We start from the raw sequence: 24,254 nt of genomic DNA, 5'->3' as shown, positions 1-24,254 counted from the left end.
GCTCCTTACCCTTGCTCGCCGGTTTCAGGCTGTTCGTCGAGGGTATATACCCGTTTGATCTCATACGTCTGCGTGTCGCGCGTCAGGTTGAAAAATTTGCGGCAACCGGCGCTGTGCACCCAGAGTTCGTTGTGCATGCCGCGCGGGTTTTTACGAAAGTAGAGAAAGGTTCCCCACTCTTCGTCGCTGCAGGTATCCGGACTGGCGGGCCGGGCGATATGCGCCTGACCGCGCGGATGAAACTCTTCTTCTTCGCGATACTCACCGCAGTGAGGACAGTAAATGTGCAGCATGCTAAAAATCCTTAGTGGGCCACGCCCGCAGCGCCATGTTCATCAACCAGAGCCCCGGTATAAAAGCGGGAGAGGGCAAAAGGTTCAGCTATCGGATGCGGCGTGCCGTGTGCCAGCTGGTGGGCAAACAGGTTGCCGGAGCCGGGGGTGCCTTTAAAGCCGCCGGTGCCCCAGCCGCAGTTGAAAAACAGGTTGCGTACCGGGGTCGCGGAAAGGATAGGGCTGGCGTCAGGGCAGGTATCAACAATGCCGCCCCACTGGCGGTTCATGCGTACGCGGCTGGTGCAGGGGAAGAGCTCAACAATCGCCTGGATCGTATGCTCAATCACGCTGTAGGATCCGCGCTGGCCATAGCCGACCCAGCCGTCGATGCCGGCGCCAATCACCAGATCGCCTTTATCAGACTGGCTCATGTAACCGTGTACGTGGTTGGACATCACAACCGTATCGAGAAAGGGTTTAATCGGCTCGGAAACCAGCGCCTGCAGCGGATGCGACTCAACCGGCAGTTCAAAGCCCGCCATTTTTGCCATCACGCCGGAGTTACCGGCGGTGACGCAGCCCACGCGATCGGCTTTGATCACGCCGTGGTTGCGGGTTTTCACGCCGGTGATCTTGCCGTCGCTGATCTCCATATCGATCACTTCACAGTTCTGGATCAGATCCACGCCCAGGCTGTCGGCGGCGCGGGCATAGCCCCAGGCTACCGCATCGTGGCGGGCGTTGCCGCCGCGGCGCTGCACCGAGGCGCCCAGTACCGGATAACGCGCATCTTTACTGCAGTCCAGTGCCGGGATCTCGCGCTGCAGCTGGTCGCCATAGACCATTTCGTTATCAACGCCCTGCAGGCGGTTGGCGTTCGCCAGCCGCTCATTGGTGCGCAGATCCTGCAGCGTATGGCAGGTGTGGTAGACGCCGCGCTGCGAAAACATCTGGTTGTAGTTCAGCTCCTGCGACAGGCCTTCCCACAGCTTCATGGAGTGCTCATAGAGCGCAGCGGACTCATCCCACAGGTAGTTGGAGCGGACGATGGTGGTGTTGCGGCAGATGTTGCCGCCGCCAAGATGGCCCTTTTCCAGCACCGCCACATTAGTGATGCCGTGCTCCTTCGCCAGATAATAAGCGGTGGCCAGCCCGTGACCGCCGCCGCCGATAATAATTACGTCATAGCGTTTCTGCGGTGTCGGGTTGCGCCAGACCTTCTGCCAGTTCTCATGAAAGCTCAGGCTGTGTCTGAGCAGGCCAAATCCTGAATAGCGTTGCATGTTTATCTACTCCCGTAACGATACCGCGTGTGCGAATGGACAGAGGGTAAGACGGCGCCCCGCGGCAGGCCGGGGGCGTTCTGGCTTAGCGGTAAACCGGGAAGTCTGCACACAGCGACAGCACCTGCTGTTTCACCTGCGCAATTTTCGCTTCCAGCTGCTCCTCGTTGTGCATGACATCGAGGATGTCTGCGATCCAGCCTGCCAGCGTGCGGCAGTTCTCCTCGCTGAAGCCGCGCGTGGTGATCACCGGTGCACCGATGCGCAGGCCGGAAGTCACAAACGGCGACTGCGGATCGCCCGGAACAGCATTTTTGTTGACGGTGATATTGGCGCGGCCCAGCGCGGCGTCCGCCGCTTTGCCGGTCAGGCCCTGTTTGATCAGGCTCAGCAGAAACAGGTGGTTATCGGTACCGCCCGAGACCACATCGTACTGACGCGCAATAAAGACCTCCGCCATCGCCTGCGCATTCTTCACCACCTGGCGCTGATAGTGTGCGTAGTCAGGCTGCATCGCCTCTTTAAAGGCTACCGCTTTGGCGGCGATAACATGCATCAGCGGACCGCCCTGGCCGCCAGGGAATACGGCGGCATTCAGTTTCTTCTCCAGCTCCGGATTGGCTTTCGCCAGGATCAGACCGCCGCGCGGACCGCGCAGAGTTTTATGCGTGGTGGTGGTGACCACGTCAGCGAACGGCAGCGGATTAGGATAGATGCCCGCGGCGACGAGGCCTGCGACGTGTGCCATATCGACAAACAGCCACGCGCCCGTTTTATCGGCGATAGCGCGAAAGCGTGCCCAGTCAACCACGCGTGAGTAGGCGGAGAAGCCAGCCACAATCATTTTTGGCTTATGCTCCAGCGCCAGCGCTTCCACCTGGTCGTAGTCGATCTCGCCCGTTGCTTCATTCAGGCCATACTGCACGGCGTGATAGATCTTGCCGGAGAAGTTGACGTGTGCGCCGTGCGTCAGATGGCCGCCGTGCGCCAGGCTCATGCCCAGCACCGTGTCACCCGGCTGGCACAGCGCCATATAGACCGCCGCGTTAGCCTGCGAGCCGGAGTGCGGCTGCACGTTGGCGTAATCGGCACCGAACAGCGCACAGGCACGTTCAATCGCCAGTTTCTCCACGATGTCGACATATTCGCAGCCGCCGTAGTAGCGTTTGGCCGGATAGCCCTCCGCATATTTATTGGTCAGCACCGTTCCCTGCGCCTGCATAACACGCGGGCTGGTGTAGTTTTCTGAGGCGATAAGCTCGATGTGCTCTTCCTGACGCACCGCTTCCTGCTCTATTGCCTGCCACAGTTCACTGTCAAAGCTCTGAATGGTGTCGCTCTTCGCAAACATGCTCTCTCCTTGCCCGGATAATCGCGCGGCGCCTGCTCCGGAACTGAGCCATTCAGGGCAGCGGTGAATTGAGTGTGGGTTGATAATACCCAGCGCTATTGCGGCCAGGATGTTTGGTAACGCCGGGGCTATGTCAATTTGCGACATAGGGCGCTGCCCGCCACCGTGCGGCAGGGTAAGGCGGCTACGCCGGGCGGAAAATGGCGAGTTCACGGTGGAATGCGTCGTTCTCCGGCATCCATCGATTTTTTACGCCACCGATAATGCAGCAGGTAAACACTACATGGCCGTGAGCCCGGGAGAGCAGAATGAGTATTAGCGTCTTCGATTTATTTAAGGTCGGAATTGGCCCCTCCAGTTCGCACACCGTCGGGCCCATGCGCGCGGCGCAGCGCTTTGTTGAGCAGCTGGGCCAGAGTGCCAGACGGCAGGCGCTCTGCCGCATCAAAATTGAGCTGTTTGGTTCGCTGAGCGCAACCGGACGCGGCCACAGCACCGACAAAGCGGTGCTGCTCGGGCTGATGGGGGCCTCACCGGATACCATCGATCCGCACATCATTGACGCCACGGTACAGGCGATCTGCGAAACCGGTTCGGTGACGCTGCCGTGGGGGGAAAACATTGAATTTGACTGGCATCAGGATCTGCTGTTTGTGGACGACGTGCTCGCTTATCACCCGAACGCCATGCGGCTGAGCGCCTATTTCCGCACCGGCGATAGCCTCTCAGTGGTCTATTACTCCATCGGCGGCGGCTTTGTGCTGGATGAAGAGGAAGCCACGGCCACTGCACACCTGGTGCCGCAGTGCACGCTGCCCTATGACTTTAACAGCGGAGCGGAGCTGCTGGCTCACTGCCGCGAAAAGGGGCTGCGTATCAGCGCGCTGATGCTGGAAAATGAAAAGGTATGGCGTGACGAAGCGGCGATCCGCAGCGGGCTGGCGCAGATCTGGCAGGTGATGCAGCAGTGCATCGCTAACGGGCTGGCTCAGGAAGGTATCCTGCCGGGCGGCCTGCAGGTGCGCCGCCGTGCGCCAGCGCTCTATCAGTCCCTGCGCCGCGCCTCAGCGGAGAATGTCATCAGCTCGACGCTCTCCGCCATGGACTGGATCAATCTCTATGCGCTGGCGGTCAACGAAGAGAACGCCGCGGGCGGGCGCATGGTGACGGCACCGACCAACGGCGCCGCCGGCATTGTCCCGGCCGTGCTGATGTACTACATGCAGTTTGAACCCCGCGCGCGCGAAGAGGATGTGGTGGACTTTCTGCTGGCCGCCGCCGCGGTCGGCGCGCTGTGTAAAAAGAATGCTTCTATTTCCGGCGCTGAGGTGGGCTGTCAGGGCGAGGTCGGCTCCGCCTGTGCAATGGCGGCGGCTGGCCTTACGGACGTGCTGGGCGGTACGCCGGAACAGGTTGAGAACGCGGCGGAAATTGCGCTGGAACATAATCTTGGCCTGACCTGCGATCCGGTGGGCGGGCTGGTGCAGGTTCCCTGTATTGAACGCAACGCGATTGCAGCAATGAAAGCGATCAATGCCGCGCAGATGGCGCTGCGCGGCGATGGTCAGCACTTTATTTCGCTGGATAAAGTGATCCGTACCATGCGCGATACCGGCCGCGATATGCAGGATAAATATAAAGAGACATCGAAAGGCGGCCTCGCGGTCAATGCGATTGAATGTTAATGCTGTGTAACTAATTGGTTACGGCAGCTTATGCGGATCGCCATGCGGGCAGGCAGTGAACAGTGATGTAAAAGGGTGCAAAATGCGCTGACTTAACCAAAACAGGTCAGCGTCTGCACTGTTTTGAGGCTAAAGGGGGCGGTTCATGCAGCAATGATCAAATCTGTGAAGCTGAACAAACATTTGTTTCGCTTATGTTAACTGTGTGTCATTTTCCGCAGGGCTATCCTGGTGACGAATGGCATGTCTGTTGCTTACTCTATAGGTGATGGAAAGCGATTGGGGGAGATGCCCCCGGGTAATGTTTCTGTTTAGCCTAATAGAGGTCAGCGCACATGTTCGACACAGACGCAATTTTGAAAAGTCCCTCTACTGATATTAAAAAGCGCAGCGTAGGCTTTTTACTGGTCAATAATTTCACCATGATGGCTCTGGCAACCGCAGTTGAACCTTTACGCATGGCGAACCAGCTAAGCGGCAAAGAGCTGTATAGCTGGTGTACCGTCAGTGAAGAGGGTGCGCCCGTTGTGGCAAGTGATGGTATTTCAATTACGCCCGATCATTCTATGGCTAACGTGGCAGCACTGGATGTGCTGATCGTGGTCGGGGGTGTCAACATTACCCGCAGTTATACCAGCCGTCAGGTGAGCTGGCTGCAGAGCATGGCGCGCCGCAAAATTCTGATTGGCGGCATCTGTACCGGACCCTATCTGCTGGCGGAAGCCGGGCTGCTGGATGGGTATCACTGCAGCGCGCACTGGGAGTGTATTGCGTCCATGCAGGAGGCGTACCCTAAAGTCATCTGCACCAACCAGCTATTTGTGATTGAGCACGATCGCATGACCAGCAGCGGCGGCACTGTGCCGATGGATATGATGCTGACCATGATCCAGCGCCATTTTGGCCACCAGCTTACCGCCGGCATTTCAGAGATGTTTATCTGCGATCGCGTACGCAATGAATCAGACTATCAGCGTATCCCGCTGCGTCACGTACTCGGCACGGCGCAGCCAAGCCTGGTGGAGGCGGTATCGCTGATGGAGGCCAACATTGAGGAGGCGATCGACCTGGATGAGCTGGCAGGTTACGTCGGCCTGTCGCGCCGTCAGCTGGAGCGGCTGTTTCAGAAATACCTGCGCTGCTCGCCTTCACGTTACTATCTGAAGCTGCGGCTGTTCCGCGCCCGCCAGCTGCTGAAGCAGACCTCCATGTCGATTATTGAAATCGCCCTGGCGTGCGGCTTTGTCTCTACGCCGCACTTCAGCAAATGCTATCGCGAACATCTTGGCGTGCCGCCGCGTGAAGAGCGGCGGGGCGTACACAGTCAGGGAGGCGGCAAAACGCTGGCGCAGTTCTTTATGGCGGAAATGCCCGGCCTGACTAACTGGCAGCAGGAGAGCACGGTATCCGCCTCTCTGCGCATCCTGAATGAGGCACGCTTTGAGCCAACCTTTGGCTCAGTGGCACTCTCAACGGATGTCTGACGCGACCCGTTGCCTGTGATCCGCGCCGGCTGAAAACGCTGCCTTCAGGGCAGCTTTTTTATGTCCGCTCATCGGTTTAAACCATCCGTTCACTTTCCGGGGCTGCGCCAGCTGTCAGGCAAGTGACGTTTTCAGAACAATTCATCCGCAGCGTAAACCCTATTCTGTTTTCATTCGGCCGCACCCGGTTATGAATCAAACCAGAGAGGAAGATATGAACGCTACTGAATTGCACAATTCTGCGATTGTCATCGATGGGCTGGTAATTGCGAAATGGGACAGAGAGCTGTTTGAGGATATGCGCCGCGGCGGGCTGACGGCCGCCAACTGCACGGTCTCCGTCTGGGAGGGATTTCAGGGCACGGTTAATAATATCGTGGAAATGAATAACCTGATCGCGCAGAACGCCGATCTGGTCACCAAAGTGACCAACACCCGCGATATCCGGCGCGCCAAAGATGAAGGCAAAACCGGCATCCTGATGGGCTTCCAGAATGCGCACGCGTTTGAAGATCAGCTGGGCTACATTCAGGTGTTCAAAGAGCTGGGCGTCGGCGTGGTGCAGATGGCCTATAACACGCAGAATCTGGTCGGCACCGGCTGCTATGAGCGTGACGGCGGCCTCTCCGGTTATGGTCATGAGGTCGTGGCGGAGATGAACCGTGTCGGCATGCTGTGCGACCTCTCGCACGTGGGTGCGCAGACCTCAAAAGAGGTGATCCTCGCGTCGAAAAAACCGGTCTGTTACTCCCACTGCCTTCCCTCCGGCCTGAAAGATCACCCGCGTAATAAATCTGATGAAGAGCTGAAGTTTATAGCGGATCACGGCGGATTTGTGGGCGTCACCATGTTTACCCCGTTCCTGAAAAATGGCATCCACTCCACGATTGAAGATTACGTGGAAGCGATTGACTACATCTTCAACCTGGTGGGTGAAGATCAGATCGGCATCGGCACCGACTTCACGCAGGGCCACGGCCAGGCGTTTTTCGAGTGGCTGACGCACGACAAAGGCTACGCCCGCCAGCTCACCGACTTCGGCAAAATCATCAACCCGGAAGGCATTCGCACGCTGGGTGAATTCCCGAACTTAACGGCTGCACTGCTGCGCCACGGCTTTACCGAGAAGCAGGTGCGCAAATTTATGGGCGAGAACTGGCTCAACCTGCTGGCAAATGTCTGGCATGAGTGATCGTCTGGCCTGTTCACACCACTAAGCGAGGTAAACCATGGCACATGCGCCTGAAATGCCAATCAGCGTCGATGATGAAACCGGCGTCTGGACCACCGATGCGTTACCGATGTTGTACGTGCCCCGGCACTTCTTTGTGAATAACCATATGGGCATTGAAGAGGAGATTGGCGCTGAACGCTACGCCGCCATCCTCTACAAAGCGGGCTATAAATCGGCCTGGCACTGGTGTGAAAAAGAGGCTGCGCTGCACGGTCTCTCTGGCGACGCCGTATTTGAGCACTACATGAAACGCCTGTCACAGCGCGGCTGGGGATTTTTTTCCACTGAAGCACTCGATTTGAAACAGGGCACGGCGCGTATCCGGCTCGATCACTCTGCCTTTGTCTATCAGTACGGCAAAGTCAACCGCAAGGTGGACTACATGTTCACCGGCTGGTTTGCCGGCGCGATGGATCAGATTGCGCAGAGCCTCGGCTACAGCGTGAAAACCCGGGCGGTGCAGACGCAGAGCGCGGCCGAAGAGGGATGTGAGTACGGCATTTTTACCGTTTCGCCAGTATAAGACCGGGTACGCAGCGCCGGCTGCGTACCCCGCACAACAACTGAGCCGCAGGCTGGCGGGCCGGATATCAGAACGGAATTAAGGTGAAGCTATGTCACAGTTTGATCTGCTGTTTGAGCCATTAAAAATTAATAAACTGACTATCCGCAACCGTATTGTCAGCACCGCCCACGCCGAGGTGTATGCCACTGACGGCGGGATGACCACCGATCGCTATGTGCGCTATTACGAAGAGAAAGCCAAAGGCGGCTGCGGGCTCTGTATCTGCGGCGGCTCAAGCGTGGTATCGATCGACAGTCCCCAGAGCTGGTGGAGTTCGGTTAACCTGAGTACCGACCGGATTATTCCGCACTTTCAGAATCTCGCCGATGCCGTGCACCAGCACGGCGGCAAGATCATGATCCAGATCTCTCACATGGGGCGGCGCTCGCGCTGGGATGGCGAGAACTGGCCCAATCTGATGTCACCCTCCGGCATCCGCGAGCCGGTGCACCGCGCCACCTGCAAAACCATTGAGGAAGAGGAGATCTGGCGCGTTATCGGCGACTTCGCCAAAGCGGCGCAGCGCGCCAAAGCGGGTGGCCTCGACGGCGTGGAGCTCTCCGCCGTGCATCAGCATATGATCGATCAGTTCTGGTCACCGCGCGTCAATAAGCGCACCGATGAGTGGGGCGGCAGTTTTGAAAAGCGAATGCGCTTTGGCATTGAGGTGCTGAAAGCAGTGCGTGACGCGGTCGGCCCCGATTTTGTGGTCGGCATGCGCATCACCGGGGATGAGTTCCATCCCGACGGCCTCAGCCATGAAGATATGCGGCAGATCGCCGCCTACTACGATAAAACCGGCATGGTCGATTATTTTGGCGTGGTCGGTTCCGGCTGCGACACCCATAACACGCTGGCGAACGTTATTCCGAATATGAGCTATCCGCCCGAGCCGTTTCTGCACCTGGCGGCGGGTATCAAAGAGGTGGTCACGGTGCCGGTGATCCACGCGCAGAATATTAAAGATCCCAACCAGGCGCAGCGTATCCTCGAAGCGGGCTACGTCGATTTTGTCGGGATGACGCGCGCGCATATTGCCGATCCGCACCTGATCGCCAAGATCAAAATGAATCAGGTCGATCAGATCCGCCAGTGCGTCGGCGCCAACTACTGCATAGACCGGCAATATATGGGGCTGGATGTGCTGTGCATTCAGAACGCGGCCACCTCGCGCGAATATATGGGCCTGCCGCATATCATCACCAAAACCGAAGGGCCGGTGCGCAACGTGGTGGTCATCGGCGGCGGACCGGGCGGGCTGGAGGCAGCGCGCGTGGCGGCAGAGCGCGGGCATAAGGTCACGCTGCTTGAACGCGCCAGCGAGCTGGGCGGGCAGGTTACGATTGCGGCAAAAGCGCCGCAGCGCGATCAGATGGCCGGTATCACGCGCTGGCTGGCGATGGAGATTGAGCGTCTCGGCGTGAAGGTGCTAACCAGTACCACAGCGGATATGGCGATGATCCGCGATCTCACCCCCGACGTCTGCATCCTGGCTACCGGCGGGGAACCCTTCCTGGAGCAGAACCCGGAGTGGGGAGCGGCGGAAGGGCTGGTGGTCTCCAGCTGGGACGTGCTGAACGGCGTCGTGGAGCCCGGCAAAAACGTACTGGTGTATGACTCTATCTGTGAATTTTCCGGGATGTCCGTCTCCGATTTCCTCGCCGCGCGCGGTGCGCTGGTGGAGCTGGTAACCGGCGATATCAAGCCCGGCGTGGGCATTGGCGGCACCACCTTTCCGACCTACTACCGCAGCCTGTATGAAAAAGCGGTGGTGATGACCTCCGACCTGGCGCTGGAGAAGGTCTATCGCGAAGGCGAGAAGCTGGTGGCGGTGCTGGAAAATGAATACACCGGGCAGAAAGAGGAGCGGGTGGTGGATCAGATTGTGGTGGAAAACGGCACCCGTCCCAATGAGGAGCTCTATTACGCGCTGAAAGCGGAATCGCGCAATAAGGGGCAGATTGACGTGGAGGCGCTGTTTGATATCCGGCCACAGCCGGTGCTGGAGCAGGCGGGCAGCGGCATGATCCTGTGGCGGCTCGGCGACTGCGTCTCGCAGCGCAATGTTCACGCCGCGATCTACGACGCGCTGCGTCTCTGCAAGGACCTGTAGTTTCGCCGTCGCCGACGTAAAGCGTGCGGTAGCCGGAAGCGGTACCGCACGCCGCATCTAACAGAAATTGTCTGGAAAGGGCACATCATGGTACTTGATCGGATACTCCCCTGGTTACTTCTTGGCGCGGTGATTCTGGCCATCGTGGGTATGGTCAGGCGCGTCCTGCTCTGGCGGCGCGGACAACCGGAACAGGTTGCCCTGCTGAGCGGCCTGATGGCGATGCCCCGCCGCTATCTGGTTGACCTGCATCACGTAGTGGCACGCGATAAATATATGTCGCGCAGCCATGTGGCCACCGCCGGCGGCTTTGTGCTGTCGATGCTGCTGATCCTCGTGGTTCACCTGGCGGGCGTCAGCGGCACGCTGGTGGATGGCGTGCTGGCGGGCGCGCTGCTGGTGATGTTCAGCGGCGCGCTGTTTATCTGGTATCGCCGTCGCAATCCGCCAGCCCGTCTGTCACGCGGGCCGTGGATGCGGCTGCCAAAGAGCCTGCTGGTCTTTGCGGCAACGTTCTTTATCACCACGCTGCCGGTCTCCGATCTGTTTGGCGAAGCGGGACGCTGGGTGATGGCGGCACTGCTGCTGGCAGGGATCTGCTGGGGGCTGGGCGAGATGGTGTTTGGCATGGCGTGGGGCGGGCCGATGAAACACGCGTTCGCCGGCGCGCTGCATCTTGCCTTTCATCGCCGTCCGGCCCGCTTTGGCGGCGGCCGCTCTGTGGGCCTGAAGCCGGTGGATCTGGCTGCCTCAAAGCTTGGCGTCGAAAAACCGGCCGATTTCAAATGGAACCAGCTGCTGGGCTTTGACGCCTGCGTGCAGTGCGGCAAGTGTGAAGCGATGTGCCCGGCGTTTGCGGCGGGTCAGCCGCTCAATCCCAAAAAGCTGATTCAGGATATGGTCATCGGAATGGCGGGCGGCAGCGACGCACGCTTTGCCGGCAGCCCTTATCCGGGCGTGCCGGTGGGAGAAGCGTGCGGAGCGCCGCATCAGCCGATTGTCGGCGGTCTCATTAAAGAAGAGACGCTCTGGTCCTGCACCACCTGTCGCGCCTGCGTGGAGGAGTGTCCGATGATGATTGAGCATGTCGACGCGATTGTGGACATGCGCCGCTTTATGACGCTGGAGAAGGGGCAAACGCCCGGCAAGGGCGCAGAGGTGCTGGATAACCTCAGCCAGACGGATAACCCTGGCGGCTTTAATCCGCGCAGCCGCACGCACTGGTCAGCCGATCAGAACCTGCCGCTGATGCGGGATGTCGGGCAGGCCGACGTGCTGTTCTGGGTCTCCGACGGGGCGTTTGATATGCGCAGTCAGCGTATTCTGCGGGCGTTTGTCAAAGTGCTCAGGGCCGCCGGCGTGAATTTTGCGGTGCTGGGCGATGAGGAGCTCGATAGCGGAGACGTTGCGCGACGCCTGGGCGATGACGCCACGTTTCAGCGGCTGGCGCGCAGCAATATCGCCACGCTGCAACACTATCGCTTTAACCGCATCGTAACCACCGATCCGCACGCCTTTCACTGTCTGAAAAATGAGTATCCCGATTTTTATCCGGCAGGCACGCAGCCCGACTATGAGGTGCTGCATCACACCACCTTCATTAATGAGCTGGTTAAGGCGCAGCTGCTGGATCTGAAAGATTACAAAGGCGGCAGCGTAACCTGGCATGACCCCTGCTACCTCGGCCGCTACAACGGTGAATATGCATCACCGCGTGAGCTGCTGGCGGAGCTGGGGATCAAACTCAGCGAAATGGACCGCTCCGGTTTTCGCTCACGCTGCTGCGGCGGCGGCGGCGGTGCGCCGATTACGGATATTCCGGGGGAGCGGCGTATCGCTGACATGCGGATGGAGGATGCCAAACAGACTGGTGCAGAGCTGATTGCCGTTGGCTGCCAGCAGTGTACCGCGATGCTGGAAGGTGTTGTCGGGCCGCGTCCGGAGGTCAAAGATATTGCTGAACTGGTGGCGGAAGCCCTCAGCGAACCGAAAAAACCGCTGCCGGCGAAGCTGCGCGAGCGCCAAATTGCTGTGGAGGTGATCTGATGGAAACCCCTGTACGCCGCGATCCGCGTCTTGAGTGGATTGCCCGCAACCGGCTGCATCCGCAGCATGCAGAGCTGATGCAGCCGATGCAGGAGAGCCGTGGCCCGTCCGGGCTGCTGCGTAAAAATCCGCACGCCGTCGGCTTTACCGGGCCAAACGGACTGAAGCGCATCGATCGTGAGAACGTCAACGCGTTTTCCCAGCTCTCCGGCCGGCGCAGCGCCGGCACGCCGCACGTCGCTGAGCTGCCGCTGCACCGCGTGGCGCAGCTAGAGTACTGCGTGGCGGCGGTACTGGATATGACCGGCGGCCGCCTGACCAGCCACGATCGCGACGTGCTGGGCCAGGCGCATCAGCTGGTGCGTGATGCCGGCGGTGCAGGTGTGGTCATGGCCGTGGTATTTGGTGAGCATCGGGAAGAGAGCTTTGCCACCGCAGGCGCTGACCGGCTGCTCCATTTCAGCGGCGATCGCTATGAGGGTTACAGTCCGGAGCAGCGCATCCATGCGCTGATGGCGGCAGAAAACGAACTGGCACCGCGCTTCTGGCTGTTTCCGGACAGTGTTGCCGCCGGCTTTGAACTGGGCTGTCGCTTTGCCGCACGCTGCGGGGAGCGACCCGCCACGCAGGTATGGCGCATAGAGGGCGACAGCTGCATCAGCCGGGCGGCGGGCGGCAGCGCCGATATTACGCGTCCGGTTGCGCGCGTCATGCTGCTGACCGCAGAGTGCGCCGATCCGGTGGATGAGACCCGCCATGAAGTGCTGCCGGTGAGCGTCGGGCTGCGAAGCATTGGCGTTGCGCGCATTACCGACTGCGGACTGATGCCGGTCGATCCGGCGGCGGTGCCGCTGGGCGAGGCGGAGTTTATTCTGTCTGCCGGTAACGGCGTCGGCGACTGGGCGCAGTTTCACGCTACCGCAGAGCTTCTGGGGGCGACCGAAGGCGCCAGCCGCGTGGCCGTGGATAATGGCCATATGCCGCGTTTCCGGCAGGTGGGCGCTACCGGCACCTGGGTGACGGCGCGGGTCTATCTTGCAGTGGGCATCTCCGGCGCGGTGCAGCATCTGCAGGGGATTGCGCAGTGCGACCGGGTTATCGCCATTAATACCGATCCCGGCTGCGATATGGTCAGCCGCGCGTCGCTGAGCGTGATTGGCGACAGCGATGCGATCCTCGCTGAACTGGCGCGCCTGGCGCGCGCCTGGCGTAATAAGGAGCTTAACCATGCAGCATAAAGCACACCACAGCGGCTGCCGCATTACGGCGCTGATATCCGTCGGACTCCATCCCGACTCGGGCAGGGCGCGCCGCGCCGGGCAGGATGCGCGTGCGGTAGAGATGGGGCTGGCGCTGGCTTCCGGCGATCTGGAGCTTCTTCACGCCGGCGATCCGCACAATGCGGCGCTGCGCAGCTACGCGGGCATGGGTGTCAGGACGCTGCGCGTGCTGCCGATGACAGAGCAGGGCGATGCGGTGGCGGTGCTGAGTCACTATCTTAAGCAGGATCACCCGGATGTGATCCTCACCGGCGGCCGGGCGGAGCGCGGCGAGTCATCCGGTATGCTGCCTTTTCTGCTGGCAGAAGCGCTGGAGATCCCGGTAGTGGTCGGCGTGGCGGAGATTGTCAGCCTGAACGGCACCGACGCTGAAGTGCTGCAGGCGCTGCCGCGCGGTCAGCGGCGTCTGCTGCGCGTGGCGCTGCCGTTTATCGCCAGCGTGGACATGGCCGCCGCCGCGCCGCGCCAGAGCGCGTTTGGCCCGGCAAACCGGGCAGAGATCACCACCGCTGCGGGCGTGGACGTGCCGGATACAGCGATGGCAGCCTGGGAGATAGCGCCGGCGCGTAAGCGGCCGAAGCGGCTGAAAAAAGTGAAAGCGAAAACGGCGGCGGATCGCTTTAAAGCGGCCACGGCGAAGTCACAGAGCGAAGGTGGCAAAGTGCTGCAGAATAAGCCGGTGAATGAGATGGCGCAGGCGGTTTTTGATCTGCTGCTGGAGGAGGGCGTGATTCGCTAGCGGCGCGCCTGAAAAATAAAAAACCCGGCTGGCGGTTAACGACGCCAGCCGGGTTTTCTGTTATCAGGTCAGCCTTTTACGTTTTTAAGCACGGTTTCGCTGTACCAGTCGATAAAGTTAATCACGCCAAACTCATAAGTTTCAGAATAGGGGCCTGGCTGATAACCAATGGAGTTGATGCCGCGCTGGTTCTCTTCGCCCAGAACGCGATCCTGCTCATTGGTGGCGTCCCAGACGGTGCGCAGACGCTCCGGATCGTAATCGACACCGGCGACCGCGTCTTTATGCACAAACCATTTTGTCGTTACCATCGTCTCCTGCGCGGAGATTGGCAGCACGCGGAACACGATAAAGTGATCGCTTTGCATATGGTTCCATGAGTTAGGCAGGTGCAGAATACGCATCGATCCCTGATAGTGGCTGGTAAAACGGCCCAGCAGCCGGGTGCATCCCTCACGACCATCAATGGTCATGACTTTAGTGCCCTCTTTCAGCGGCATACGCACAATGCGGTTGCGCAGACCAAAGCTCTGATGGCGATGCGGAATACCCTGCTCATCCCACAGCGCCGCCTGCTTGTTGTAGTAGTCATGGAAACTCTGCGGCGCGCGCGGATCGTTGGTGTCATCCCACTCCAGCAGGCTGTTCAGCAGTTCCGGATGGCTGCCGGCGCAGTGGTAGCACTCGCGGTTATTCTCCAGCACCAGCTTCCAGTTGGCTTTTTCATACATATGGGACTCTGCCGCCAGCTTGGTGTTGTCCACATCATAGGGCTCCATATACTCCGCCAGCGTGGCCAGAAATTCATCGAAGTCAGACTCCGGCGGCGTCTCTGCCAGGCAGATAAAGATAAACCCGCCGGCGGTTTTACAGTGCGCTTTTTTCAGGCCGTGCTGCTTCATGTCAAATGACTGATTCATCTCTGAACCGGCGAAGAGCAGGTTGCCTTTTAAATCGTACGTCCACTGGTGGTAGGGACAGACCAGATTGGCCACCTTGCCGCGCTCCTTTGAGCAGAGGCGCGAGCCGCGATGGCGACAGGTGTTGTGAAACGCGTTGATGTTGCCCTCTGCATCGCGCAGAACCAGCACCGGGTTCTGTCCGACCTCAAGCGTGAAGTAGTCGCCCTTTTTCGGGATTTCGCTGCTCATGCCGGCAAACAGCCACTCTTTCTGAAATACCTCCTCCATATCAATGCGAAACAGAGTCGGGTCATTATAGAGCGCCTGCGGCAGCGAATAGTTGGGCTGGCGTTTTTCGAGCAGATCCTGCATGCGATCGCTCGCATCGACAAGGCTTGTACAGGTGATATTCAGCAGATCGTTGTGGCTCATAATGTTGCTCTTCTCGCGCGGTTGAAAAGGGAGTGGTTCGCGCCCGACAGGCGCAGCCGGATATCAACAAAACCGGACTTCCGCGTTACCGGAAGCCCATAAGATCGCTACGGATTACAGATGCAATCCATGCTGCACCGGTCCGGCGCCCGTCAATGTTCTGCCAGCGACATAAATCCCCTCTATTAAAGACGCGCGTGCAGAATTTCCTGCGGATGTGGTTTTTTCAGGCATTTCCGTGTCGCGCATAACTAAATGCTGTCCCGGGGTTACACGGAGAATCGCAGTTTCTGGCTCAAAAGCCTGTGGTTATCCATGCGTCGATACAGGCAATTGATCACTCCAATCCTGACGGGAATGAAATGTATGACAGAGAGAAATATCACGGTACTGAATACCAATGCTTTTGAGCCTGTCACCACGCAGACCTGGACCAACGGCCGTCATGCAGTGCGGTGCGTTAAGGTCATACAGGAAACCTGGGACGTTAAAACCTTCTGCTTTATGGCGGAGCAGCCGGTGATGTTCTTCTTTAAGCCGGGGCAGTTTGTCACGCTGGAGCTGACAATTGAGGATCAGACCGTGTTTCGCTCCTACACCATCTCCAGCTCTCCCTCCGTGCCGTATAGCTTTTCGATCACGGTAAAACAGGTGCCGGGCGGCGTGGTATCTAACTGGCTGCACGCGAATATGCGTGAAGGCATGGATCTGGCGGTACACGGCCCGGTAGGGCAGTTTAACTGCATCGATTATCCCGGCGATAAGGCGCTGTTTCTCTCCGGCGGCGTTGGCATTACGCCAATGATGTCGATGGCGCGCTGGTATTTTGACACCAACGCCGATGTGGACATGGTGTTTGTGCACAGCGCACGCACGCCGGAAGATATTATTTTCCGCCGCGATCTGGAAAATATGACGGCGCGTATTCCCAACTTCAAACTGAGCATCATCTGCGAACGCTACGAATCGGGACAGTACTGGGCAGGTTTTCGCGGCTTTCTGAATCACGCCATGCTGCAGATGATCGCGCCTGATTTTATGGAGCGGGAGATTTTCTGCTGCGGACCGACGCCCTATATGCGCGCGGTGAAAGCGATTCTGGAAAACGTCGGCTACGATATGGCGCATTACCATGAAGAGTCGTTTGGTGCCACGCCGGAGGTGGTACAGGAGCAGGTGGTGCAGGAGGCGGAAGAGGCGGCCGAGCTGGCCGATGCGCTCTGCAGCTCCGAGCTGTTGACCGTGGCGTTTACGCAGAGTGATAAGAGTGTGAAAATTGCGCCGGGTGAAACCGTTCACGCCGCCGCTGCCAAGCTGGGCCTGCATATACCGAAAGCGTGCGGCATGGGGATCTGCGGCACCTGCAAGGTGAAATGCCTGGAAGGTGAGGTTGAGATGAACCATAACGGCGGCATTACCGACGAGGATGCCGAAGAGGGCTATATCCTCTCCTGCTGCAGCGTACCGAAAGGCAATGTGGTCGTGGAATTCTGACCCGCCGCGCACCGCCGGAAAGCAAAAAGCCAGATGTCAGCTGACATCTGGCTTTTTTAATCTGGCTCCTCTGACTGGACTCGAACCAGTGACATACGGATTAACAGTCCGCCGTTCTACCGACTGAACTACAGAGGAATTGTGTNCTGACCCGCCGCGCACCGCCGGAAAGCAAAAAGCCAGATGTCAGCTGACATCTGGCTTTTTTAATCTGGCTCCTCTGACTGGACTCGAACCAGTGACATACGGATTAACAGTCCGCCGTTCTACCGACTGAACTACAGAGGAATTGTGTTTCGGCGCGCATAATAATCAACTCTTCTGCGGCTGTCAAAACGTGATTTAGCGCCCGGCGGTTGTTTGCTGCTTCCTGCAGCAACCTGCTGATTTTGTCAGCATCTGCCACCACCTGATGTCCTGTAAAAGACCGGATTTTGCGCAGAAATAGGCTTATCTCTCAAGCCGTTACGCTTATCACTCCGCCTTGCATTCTGGTTATGACTGCTACACTTGATGCTGTTCACCTGAGCCAGATTACTTCTTCGCTGAAAAAGGAGCGCGTTATGACCGATCGTCCAGAAAATCCGCAACAGGCGCAGCAGCAGCAGTGGCCCGGCAGCTTTCGCGAGATGCAGCCGGTGCCCGATCACGGCGAAACCAGCTATCAGGGCAGCGGGCGGCTGAAAGGCAAAACCGCGATTATCACCGGCGGCGACTCCGGTATTGGCCGCGCAGTGGCCATCGCTTACGCCCGTGAAGGCGCCGACGTGGTCATCTCCTACCTGGATGAACATGAAGATGCAAAAGATACCGCGCAGCTGGTGGAAGCCGTCGGGCAGCAGGCGCTGCTGATTGCGGGTGATATCATGCAGGCGGAGCACTGCCGCAGCATCGTGGCGCAGACGGCGGAGCGTTTTGGCAAAATTGATATTGTGGTCAACAACGCCGCTTTCCAGATGACGCGCGACTCGCTGGATGAGATTGATGATGATGAGTTTGACCGCACGATGAAAACCAATCTCTATGCGATGTTTTACATCTGCAAAGCCGCGGTACCGCATATGCCAGCCGGCGGCTCCATTATTAACACCGCGTCAGTCAACGCCGATCAGCCTAAACCGAAACTGATTGCCTACTCGGCGACGAAAGCCGCCATCATTAACTTTTCCGGCAGCCTTGCCGCGCTGCTGGCGGATAAGGGCATTCGTGCCAATGCAGTCGCACCGGGACCTATCTGGACGCCGCTGATCCCGGCAACCATGCCGCCGCAGCAGGTCGAAAGTTTTGGCAGCCAGGTGCCGCTGCAGCGTATGGGGCAGCCTGCTGAGCTGGCCTCTTCTTATGTCATGCTGGCCAGCGATGAAGCCAGCTATATCTCAGGGGCAACCATTGCCGTAACCGGCGGGGTGGCGGTGATTTAACGCCGGCGCAGACAGCAAAAAGCCCGCTCAGGTTTTCCTGAGCGGGCTTTTCAGATTCTGGCTCCTCTGACTGGACTCGAACCAGTGACATACGGATTAACAGTCCGCCGTTCTACCGACTGAACTACAGAGGAATCGTGTGAACGAGGCGAATAGTAGTGGCCCCGGACGAGCCTGTCAACAGCTTAAAACACAATTGCATTCAACTGGCTAGCAAAGATACAGCCCGCACAGAGATCAGGCAGATTCCGCCGCCAGCGTCGCAAGCCGGGCAGCAGGATCCTGACGGTAAAACAGCTGCAGGTGACGATACATCGCCGGAAAGCGCTGAAGGAGCAGGTCGGGCGCAGTGAAAAAATACTCTGAGAGCACAGCAAAACATTCGGCCGGATCGCTGGCTGCGTAAGGATCAAAGGTCGCGGCCTCTTCACCCGCGAGCGCCACTTCATCGTCAATCTCCTGCATCACCTGCAGCAAATCTTTCTCCCAGCCAGCGACCTCGCGCAGCGGAATAGCGGGGATGCCGCTGGTGTAGCCGCTGCCGCGCGCGTCCAGCTTATGTGCTACTTCATGGATCACCAGGTTATAGCCTGAGAGATCGAACGCGTCGGAAATATCCAGCGCGTTGAGCACCACCGGCCCCTGCGTCCAGCTCTGCCCGGCGTGTACAGCGGGCGCCTGATGCACCAGCCCGCTCTCATCTTCCCAGCGGTCATCAACCGCAAAGGGTTCAGGATAGATAAGCACGTCGTGAAAACCATCCAGCCACTCCACGCCCAGCTTCAGCACCGGCAGGCAAAACAGCAGCGCCAGACGGGCGCTGTGCAGCGCATCCAGTTCAGTGCCCTGCAGCAGGACAAATTTTTTCTGCTGCAGAAAGCGCTGCGCCATGCCGATCAGAACGGCATGTTCATCATGATTAAGCAGAGAAAACACAGGCTGCCGCAGCGCCTGCGTCCAGGGCAGTTCAGCGACAGCATCGGATTTATGCGCGTTCCGGGACCATTTAAACATCGCAGCGCCTGTAGAAGGAGAAAAGGAGTGCCGACGGGACAGAATGTGCCAGACGTCAAACCTGTTATTCAACCTGTTAGCCGGGACGGTGTCTGTGATTGCGCTTGCAAAGTGAAAAGCAAAAATAAGCGGGGCGGGGCGTAAGCGCCTCTTCCGGCGAAAAGAAGAGGCGCGGGCGCATGCTCAGAGCGGTCGGCTTTCGCGTGCAGCGCGTTCAAATTCAATGACCCAGACCCAGGGGTTAACCTCCCAGCTGGTCGCGCCATACTGCTTTTGCCACGCCTTGCGGTAAGCCTCTTTAGGCGACTCTGAATTCATATTCATGGTAAAGAAGTTGTTCAGGAAGTGCGAGTCCGTCTGGACGCCCTCTGCCATGATGTCATCCTCGCTGATATCCTGGATTTTTTCAGCCCGGATCGCGGTGATGGTCAGATCGATGCGGCTTGCCCAGCGCGGCATATGAATGGCCGTCTGCCAGCCAAACTGCTCCGCGTCCTGCAGATCGTCCTCCAGCTGACCAAACTCGTTGCTGTCAGCACGATACTGGCAGAAGTCGGGATGGCGAAACAGCTGGGGATCGCGATCGTACTCTGCCAGCTGCGCCTCCGGCACAATCGGGCCGCGCCAGGTTTCACGCACCCACAGGCGATCGCCAACCTGCCCGAACGGACAGTGCGCGCTGATATCGGACATCGACATCAGTTTGTAGCCGTGGAGATGATTCGCACTGACATCAAACGCATGAACGCCTTCATGGTGGTCCTGTCCTGGACCAAATGCCTGCGTTTTCATAATGCGTCGGGTCTGTGTTTGCTGGCCAACCAGCAGGGCGCGAACCCGCTGTTCGGAAAAAAGAATCGGCCGTTCTTTCATTTTTTACCTCTTGTTATATCACGAACCCGGAAAGCGTTGACGTTACATCCTGTACAGGACGAGACCCTTAGCATAAAGGTTTCAAACAAATTTGCTTAATAATTTGTCTCCTGATAATCAGGCGTTCTCTTCCTGTTCCGGTATTAAAAAAACATCCAGGCAAAAAGTGGGGTGCAGATCGCTCAACTTGCCGGCGAAATGCGGAAATTTCCCCTATACAGTACGTTATAACGGCCAAAATAGAAATATTTTCAGACTATTTCACCTTTTTCTCCGCTAATCACTGGCTATCTGTCAGCGAGGGCTGGAGGCTTAAGTTAACCGCGCGCTGGCATCGCAGTTAAGCGCGACACATAAACTATGTTAACTAAATTTGGTTGCAGCCGGACGGCATAAGGAAAAGCTGAAAACAAAAAGGCTACTGGGAAAGCGGGCTTAACAACGCTATAACATGATCAGGATCGCAGATTTTTCCCTCTCACACTAAAAATGCTGTAAGAAAAGTGTCATGACCTGCCCGCTAAGATAGGGCTGAGTCTGAAGAGCTCCCGCCGCGCATCACATGTCATAACAGGAGAAGCATCATGTCCATTACACACTGGCAACAACGTTATGAACACTGGCTGCGGCTGAACTGGCAGCATGACGATAAGGCGCACGACGTGGGGCATCTGCGCCGGGTCTGGATGAGCGCGGCACGTATCATGCAGGAGACGCCTGCAGATGCCATGGTGGTGCTGACCGCCAGCTATTTCCATGACGTGGTGAATCTGCCGAAGAATCATCCCCAGCGTCATCTCGCCTCTACGTTTGCCGCTGAAGAGACGCGCCGCATTCTGCAGCAGGATTTTCCCGATTTTCCCGCTGAACTTATAGATAGCGTTGCGCACGCGGTGCAGGCGCACAGTTTCAGTGCTGCCATTACGCCGCTGACTGCAGAAGCAAAAATTGTGCAGGATGCCGATCGTCTGGAGTCGCTGGGGGCTATCGGACTGGCACGCGTGTTCTACACGGCTGGCGCACTGGGCCGGCCGCTGTTTGACAGTGACGATCCATTAGGTCGCGATCGCGAACTCGACGATGTGAAGTGGACGCTGGATCACTTTCAGAAAAAGCTGCTGCGCCTGCCTGAAACCATGCAAACGGCCGCAGGACGTCGTCTGGCTGAATATAACGCCGATTTTCTGGTGCACTATATGGCTAAACTCTGCGCTGAACTGCAGGGGAATCTGGCAGGGGTTGATGAATCCGTGCTGCGCGACTTCTGCTGCACGTTACAGGAATATTAAATTTTTATGACAGGCTGTTAACTCGCATTATCTTCCGCTACGTTTGTGAAAAAAATAGCAGGGAGTGTGGAAATGACTGAAACCGTGAACATTACGATTAAAATTGATCCGGCACTGAAAGAGGAGATTAAGCAGCTTGCCGCTGACAATCAGCTTTCAATGAGTCAGGAGATTGTTAACCGGCTGCAGGCGAGCCTGCAGAGTGCCCCGCAGCAGGAGACGGCGGTAGATAATCTGCACTCCGATGAGACGCCGGACGATCGGTTAAGCGCTACGGAACTGCGTCAGATCCGTGCGCTACTGAAAAAGAGCAAGAAGAAGAAGTAGTCTCTGCCACCCGCCGCCCGGCGGGTGAGCTATTTCTTATGCGCGATCAGCTATTAGCCTGCTCTGGCGCGTTCAGCCTGTAGTGTTCAATCAGCGGCAGCAGCAATTTCGCGACCGCAGCGAATACCGGCACCACCACGGAATTGCCAAACTGACGATAGGCCTGGGTATCAGAAACCGGAATGCGAAATTGCGCTTCACCCGGCGCTTCAAACCCCATCAGGCGCGCGCACTCGCGCGGACTCAGCCGGCGCGGTCGCCGCGCCATGTTCTCAGCGGCGGTAAAGTTCTGTTCACCCAGCGCGCGATCCCAGCCGCGGTCAATCAGGATCTCTGAGCCATCTTTATAGTAGCGCGCTGAAAGCGTGCGCACGCAGCAGTGCAGGTTCTGCGGATCGTTCAGGCCAAAGCCAAAGCCGTTGCCTTTCGCCTTGTGCTTTTGCGCATAGCGATAGAGGTAGTGCCAGAGCGTGGGCGACAGGGTATATTTTTCACCCGGCTCTGCGTCCAGCAAACTCTGCAGTGGCGGCACCTGCGGCGGATAGAGCGCCGGCAACGCGCGCAGTGAAAAGGGCTGCTTAACGCCGCTATCGCGCCGGATGCCGACCAGCACAATGCGTTCACGGTGCTGCGGCAGAAAATAGCGCGCGTCGATCACTTTGGCGTCCGGTGTGCCTTTATCATCCGCATCCGCCACGTCATAACCCAGCTCATCCAGCGTTGCCATAATAATGGCGAAGGTGCGGCCCTTATCGTGGCTCTTCAGATTTTTGACATTTTCCAGCACAAAAAACGCGGGCTTTTTAGCCGCGAGAATGCGCGCCACGTCAAAAAACAGCGTGCCCTGCGCCTCACACTCAAAGCCGTGCGCCCGACCGAGCGCGTTCTTTTTACTGACGCCCGCCAGTGAAAAAGGCTGACAGGGAAAGCCGGCCAGCAGCACCTGGTGATCGGGGATAGCGCGATCGATATGCTGATAGATAGCCGCCTCCTCAGTGAGGCCGGCTGGCTGCGTGACGAGACGAATATCGGTATTGAACCGGTGGCGCAGCGGATCGCAATAGTGGTTCGCTTTATAGGTGCGGATCGCCTCTTTATTCCATTCGCTGGTAAAAACGCACTCGCCGCCGGCCTGCTCAAAGCCGCGCCGGATGCCGCCGATACCGGCAAAGAGATCGATAAACTGAAAGGCGGGCCTCTCATAGTGGGCCGGTCGTGATGGCAGCAGGGCGCGCAGGCTGGCGATCTCAGACGGGAGAAGCATTACCGACGCGGCTTTGCCACTGCGCAGACGGTTCAGCTTCGCCACGCTCCAGTGGCCTGTGCCGGCGGCGTTGAGGGTCTGCATCACATCGCGCGCCGCGTAGATATCCAGTACCTGCAGTAACAGCGCTAAATCATCCTGCGCAGCGGTTAACGAAGAGGGGGTAGCCGGTGCGGCGGGATCGGGAACGAGCATGCGTTTTTCCTTAACAGTTGAGCGGCTATGCTACCACTCATCTGGCAGGGTTGAAATTAGCGTGTCGTGTCGCGCTGCGTGCCGTGCCGCACTCTTTTACGCTGCCGCTTTCGCTTTTGCCGTAAAACGCTAAAGTTGAATAGGCCCGCAGGAAAAGGAAACGGCATGGCTGACGTTCACTCACAAGAGATCCGCAGTAAAAATATGCGCGCGATCCGCAATCAGGATACGGCGATTGAACAGCGCGTGGCCGCGATATTGAAAGATCGCGGCTTCAGCTTTCGCGTGCAGGATAAAGCGCTGCCGGGGCGGCCCGATTTCGTGCTGCCTGAGCAGCAGGCAATCATCTTTGTGCACGGCTGTTTCTGGCATCGTCATCACTGCTATCTGTTTAAAATGCCCGCCACGCGCACCGGCTTCTGGAACGGCAAAATCAACAGCAACGTTGAGCGTGACCGGCGCTATGTGCAGCAGCTGCAGGAGACCGGCTGGAAGGTACTGATAGTCTGGGAGTGCGCGCTGCGCGGTAAGCTGCGGCTGGATGACAATCAGCTGATTGAGCGCCTTGAGGAGTGGCTGCTGGCCGCCGGGCAGAGCGCGGAGCTGGATCATCAGGGACTGCATCATTACCAGCCGCTCTAGCCGGCGATGATTGCTTTTCGCGGCAATAACCGTTTAGATCACGTTTTTCTCTGGGACGCGGAGCACTACCATGAGCAGTATTAAACTGACGGTCAGACGGCTCTATCAGCTGCGTGATGAGCGGCTGGTGGCGACACAGGCCACGGCACGCATCTGGCTCGACGATCGGCTGATTGCCACCGAAGAGATCAGCGGCATGACCGAAAGCCCGGTGAGTAAATATCTGCACGCAGCGGATACGCAGGGAAAAACGTTACGCGTTGAATGGGACTGTGAGGGCATCGCCGACATGTCGGTGACGTGGGTTGAGCGCTGCCCCTGTTGTCAGGAACACTAACCGGAATAA

At 58.2% G+C, this 24,254-nt stretch carries 21 protein-coding genes and 3 tRNA genes; 14 read left to right on the top strand and 10 right to left on the bottom strand.

Translation table 11 applies throughout. The features are described from left to right. Positions 1-5: 5 nt before the first annotated feature. From F3I15_RS02335 to glyA, 3 genes are all read right to left on the bottom strand, one after another. Positions 6-293 (bottom strand): sarcosine oxidase subunit delta, encoded by a 288-nt coding sequence (locus tag F3I15_RS02335; protein ID WP_150016395.1) that lies wholly within the window; start codon positions 291-293, stop codon positions 6-8. An 11-nt stretch (positions 294-304) separates the two neighbouring features. Further along, positions 305-1,558: a sarcosine oxidase subunit beta family protein gene (locus F3I15_RS02330; protein ID WP_039385222.1), complete on the bottom strand. Its 1,254-nt coding sequence runs from the start codon at positions 1,556-1,558 to the stop codon at positions 305-307. An 85-nt stretch (positions 1,559-1,643) separates the two neighbouring features. Next, positions 1,644-2,909, bottom strand: coding sequence for a serine hydroxymethyltransferase (glyA, locus tag F3I15_RS02325; protein WP_150016394.1), 1,266 nt, complete (start codon positions 2,907-2,909; stop codon positions 1,644-1,646). Positions 2,910-3,217: 308 nt separating this feature from the next. On the opposite strand from glyA, the gene F3I15_RS02320 reads away from it, so the two are divergent. The 8 genes from F3I15_RS02320 (at position 3,218) to F3I15_RS02285 (ending at position 14,055) form a co-directional block, all read left to right on the top strand. Next, positions 3,218-4,594, top strand: coding sequence for an L-serine ammonia-lyase (locus F3I15_RS02320; protein WP_150016393.1), 1,377 nt, complete (start codon positions 3,218-3,220; stop codon positions 4,592-4,594). Between the two features lie 335 nt (positions 4,595-4,929). Further along, positions 4,930-6,078 carry a GlxA family transcriptional regulator gene (locus tag F3I15_RS02315; RefSeq protein ID WP_150016392.1) on the top strand — a complete coding sequence of 383 codons (1,149 nt, stop codon included), beginning with the start codon at positions 4,930-4,932 and terminating at the stop codon, positions 6,076-6,078. 214 nt (positions 6,079-6,292) lie between these two features. Further along, positions 6,293-7,270 (top strand): dipeptidase, encoded by a 978-nt coding sequence (locus tag F3I15_RS02310; RefSeq protein WP_065648990.1) that lies wholly within the window; start codon positions 6,293-6,295, stop codon positions 7,268-7,270. 37 nt (positions 7,271-7,307) lie between these two features. After that, entirely contained in the window at positions 7,308-7,835 is a 528-nt protein-coding gene (locus F3I15_RS02305) for a DUF5943 domain-containing protein (RefSeq protein ID WP_039385210.1), read from the top strand. A gap of 91 nt (positions 7,836-7,926) precedes the next feature. Further along, positions 7,927-9,990, top strand: coding sequence for a dimethylglycine demethylation protein DgcA (gene dgcA, locus F3I15_RS02300; RefSeq protein WP_150016391.1), 2,064 nt, complete (start codon positions 7,927-7,929; stop codon positions 9,988-9,990). A gap of 87 nt (positions 9,991-10,077) precedes the next feature. Further along, positions 10,078-12,036: a (Fe-S)-binding protein gene (locus F3I15_RS02295; RefSeq protein ID WP_150016390.1), complete on the top strand. Its 1,959-nt coding sequence runs from the start codon at positions 10,078-10,080 to the stop codon at positions 12,034-12,036. Continuing rightward, positions 12,036-13,274, top strand: a complete 1,239-nt coding sequence (locus F3I15_RS02290; protein WP_150016389.1) for an electron transfer flavoprotein subunit alpha/FixB family protein — start codon at positions 12,036-12,038, stop codon at positions 13,272-13,274. Before F3I15_RS02295 ends, F3I15_RS02290 begins: the two co-directional genes overlap by 1 nt. After that, entirely contained in the window at positions 13,264-14,055 is a 792-nt protein-coding gene (locus F3I15_RS02285) for an electron transfer flavoprotein subunit beta (protein WP_150016388.1), read from the top strand. Before F3I15_RS02290 ends, F3I15_RS02285 begins: the two co-directional genes overlap by 11 nt. A gap of 68 nt (positions 14,056-14,123) precedes the next feature. On the opposite strand, the gene F3I15_RS02280 is transcribed toward F3I15_RS02285, so the two are convergent. Then, positions 14,124-15,389, bottom strand: coding sequence for an aromatic ring-hydroxylating dioxygenase subunit alpha (locus F3I15_RS02280; protein ID WP_150016387.1), 1,266 nt, complete (start codon positions 15,387-15,389; stop codon positions 14,124-14,126). Positions 15,390-15,755: 366 nt separating this feature from the next. On the opposite strand from F3I15_RS02280, the gene F3I15_RS02275 reads away from it, so the two are divergent. Then, positions 15,756-16,883: a hybrid-cluster NAD(P)-dependent oxidoreductase gene (locus F3I15_RS02275; protein ID WP_304621809.1), complete on the top strand. Its 1,128-nt coding sequence runs from the start codon at positions 15,756-15,758 to the stop codon at positions 16,881-16,883. Positions 16,884-16,945: 62 nt separating this feature from the next. Here the strand turns inward: F3I15_RS02275 and F3I15_RS02270 are convergent. Both F3I15_RS02270 and F3I15_RS02265 read right to left on the bottom strand, forming a co-directional pair. Next, positions 16,946-17,021, bottom strand: a tRNA-Asn gene (locus F3I15_RS02270). 74 nt (positions 17,022-17,095) lie between these two features. Beyond that, positions 17,096-17,171 (bottom strand) — tRNA-Asn (locus tag F3I15_RS02265). Between the two features lie 275 nt (positions 17,172-17,446). On the opposite strand from F3I15_RS02265, the gene F3I15_RS02260 reads away from it, so the two are divergent. Further along, entirely contained in the window at positions 17,447-18,304 is an 858-nt protein-coding gene (locus F3I15_RS02260) for a glucose 1-dehydrogenase (RefSeq protein WP_150016386.1), read from the top strand. A 58-nt stretch (positions 18,305-18,362) separates the two neighbouring features. Here F3I15_RS02260 and F3I15_RS02255 read toward each other — a convergent pair. From F3I15_RS02255 to F3I15_RS02245, 3 genes are all read right to left on the bottom strand, one after another. After that, a tRNA-Asn gene (locus tag F3I15_RS02255) sits at positions 18,363-18,438 on the bottom strand. A gap of 103 nt (positions 18,439-18,541) precedes the next feature. Beyond that, the gene (mtfA, locus tag F3I15_RS02250) at positions 18,542-19,318 is read right to left on the bottom strand and encodes a DgsA anti-repressor MtfA (protein ID WP_039385190.1); all 777 of its coding nucleotides are present in this window, start codon (positions 19,316-19,318) and stop codon (positions 18,542-18,544) included. A gap of 183 nt (positions 19,319-19,501) precedes the next feature. Then, positions 19,502-20,191: a hypothetical protein gene (locus F3I15_RS02245; protein WP_150016385.1), complete on the bottom strand. Its 690-nt coding sequence runs from the start codon at positions 20,189-20,191 to the stop codon at positions 19,502-19,504. A gap of 584 nt (positions 20,192-20,775) precedes the next feature. On the opposite strand from F3I15_RS02245, the gene F3I15_RS02240 reads away from it, so the two are divergent. Both F3I15_RS02240 and F3I15_RS02235 read left to right on the top strand, forming a co-directional pair. Then, positions 20,776-21,480: a phosphohydrolase gene (locus F3I15_RS02240; RefSeq protein WP_150016384.1), complete on the top strand. Its 705-nt coding sequence runs from the start codon at positions 20,776-20,778 to the stop codon at positions 21,478-21,480. A 72-nt stretch (positions 21,481-21,552) separates the two neighbouring features. Continuing rightward, positions 21,553-21,807, top strand: a complete 255-nt coding sequence (locus F3I15_RS02235; protein WP_094111324.1) for a hypothetical protein — start codon at positions 21,553-21,555, stop codon at positions 21,805-21,807. A gap of 46 nt (positions 21,808-21,853) precedes the next feature. Here the strand turns inward: F3I15_RS02235 and dcm are convergent, their stop codons facing one another. After that, positions 21,854-23,266, bottom strand: coding sequence for a DNA (cytosine-5-)-methyltransferase (gene dcm / locus F3I15_RS02230; RefSeq protein WP_150016383.1), 1,413 nt, complete (start codon positions 23,264-23,266; stop codon positions 21,854-21,856). A gap of 165 nt (positions 23,267-23,431) precedes the next feature. On the opposite strand from dcm, the gene F3I15_RS02225 reads away from it, so the two are divergent. Together F3I15_RS02225 and F3I15_RS02220 are read left to right on the top strand one after the other, a co-directional pair. Beyond that, positions 23,432-23,908 carry a very short patch repair endonuclease gene (locus F3I15_RS02225; protein WP_150016382.1) on the top strand — a complete coding sequence of 159 codons (477 nt, stop codon included), beginning with the start codon at positions 23,432-23,434 and terminating at the stop codon, positions 23,906-23,908. 70 nt (positions 23,909-23,978) lie between these two features. Further along, entirely contained in the window at positions 23,979-24,245 is a 267-nt protein-coding gene (locus F3I15_RS02220) for a hypothetical protein (protein ID WP_039385177.1), read from the top strand. Positions 24,246-24,254 lie beyond the last annotated feature (9 nt).

Source organism: Pantoea sp. M_9 (assembly GCF_008631385.1).
GTDB lineage: Bacteria > Pseudomonadota > Gammaproteobacteria > Enterobacterales > Enterobacteriaceae > Pantoea > Pantoea eucrina.
Note: the sequence above shows the minus strand (reverse complement) of the source record. Positions and strands in the feature narration are given on the sequence as shown.

Coding starts and splice junctions, on each gene's coding strand:
- F3I15_RS02225 (WP_150016382.1), top strand. CDS start 23,432: ATGGCTGACGTTCACTCACAAGAGATCCGCAGTAAAAATATGCGCGCG.
- F3I15_RS02305 (WP_039385210.1), top strand. CDS start 7,308: ATGGCACATGCGCCTGAAATGCCAATCAGCGTCGATGATGAAACCGGC.
- dcm (WP_150016383.1), bottom strand. CDS start 23,266: ATGCTCGTTCCCGATCCCGCCGCACCGGCTACCCCCTCTTCGTTAACC.
- F3I15_RS02330 (WP_039385222.1), bottom strand. CDS start 1,558: ATGCAACGCTATTCAGGATTTGGCCTGCTCAGACACAGCCTGAGCTTT.
- F3I15_RS02280 (WP_150016387.1), bottom strand. CDS start 15,389: ATGAGCCACAACGATCTGCTGAATATCACCTGTACAAGCCTTGTCGAT.
- F3I15_RS02245 (WP_150016385.1), bottom strand. CDS start 20,191: ATGAAAGAACGGCCGATTCTTTTTTCCGAACAGCGGGTTCGCGCCCTG.
- dgcA (WP_150016391.1), top strand. CDS start 7,927: ATGTCACAGTTTGATCTGCTGTTTGAGCCATTAAAAATTAATAAACTG.
- F3I15_RS02290 (WP_150016389.1), top strand. CDS start 12,036: ATGGAAACCCCTGTACGCCGCGATCCGCGTCTTGAGTGGATTGCCCGC.
- F3I15_RS02260 (WP_150016386.1), top strand. CDS start 17,447: ATGACCGATCGTCCAGAAAATCCGCAACAGGCGCAGCAGCAGCAGTGG.
- F3I15_RS02310 (WP_065648990.1), top strand. CDS start 6,293: ATGAACGCTACTGAATTGCACAATTCTGCGATTGTCATCGATGGGCTG.
- F3I15_RS02240 (WP_150016384.1), top strand. CDS start 20,776: ATGTCCATTACACACTGGCAACAACGTTATGAACACTGGCTGCGGCTG.
- F3I15_RS02220 (WP_039385177.1), top strand. CDS start 23,979: ATGAGCAGTATTAAACTGACGGTCAGACGGCTCTATCAGCTGCGTGAT.
- F3I15_RS02235 (WP_094111324.1), top strand. CDS start 21,553: ATGACTGAAACCGTGAACATTACGATTAAAATTGATCCGGCACTGAAA.
- F3I15_RS02335 (WP_150016395.1), bottom strand. CDS start 293: ATGCTGCACATTTACTGTCCTCACTGCGGTGAGTATCGCGAAGAAGAA.
- F3I15_RS02320 (WP_150016393.1), top strand. CDS start 3,218: ATGAGTATTAGCGTCTTCGATTTATTTAAGGTCGGAATTGGCCCCTCC.
- F3I15_RS02275 (WP_304621809.1), top strand. CDS start 15,756: ATGACAGAGAGAAATATCACGGTACTGAATACCAATGCTTTTGAGCCT.
- F3I15_RS02285 (WP_150016388.1), top strand. CDS start 13,264: ATGCAGCATAAAGCACACCACAGCGGCTGCCGCATTACGGCGCTGATA.
- mtfA (WP_039385190.1), bottom strand. CDS start 19,318: ATGTTTAAATGGTCCCGGAACGCGCATAAATCCGATGCTGTCGCTGAA.
- F3I15_RS02295 (WP_150016390.1), top strand. CDS start 10,078: ATGGTACTTGATCGGATACTCCCCTGGTTACTTCTTGGCGCGGTGATT.
- F3I15_RS02315 (WP_150016392.1), top strand. CDS start 4,930: ATGTTCGACACAGACGCAATTTTGAAAAGTCCCTCTACTGATATTAAA.
- glyA (WP_150016394.1), bottom strand. CDS start 2,909: ATGTTTGCGAAGAGCGACACCATTCAGAGCTTTGACAGTGAACTGTGG.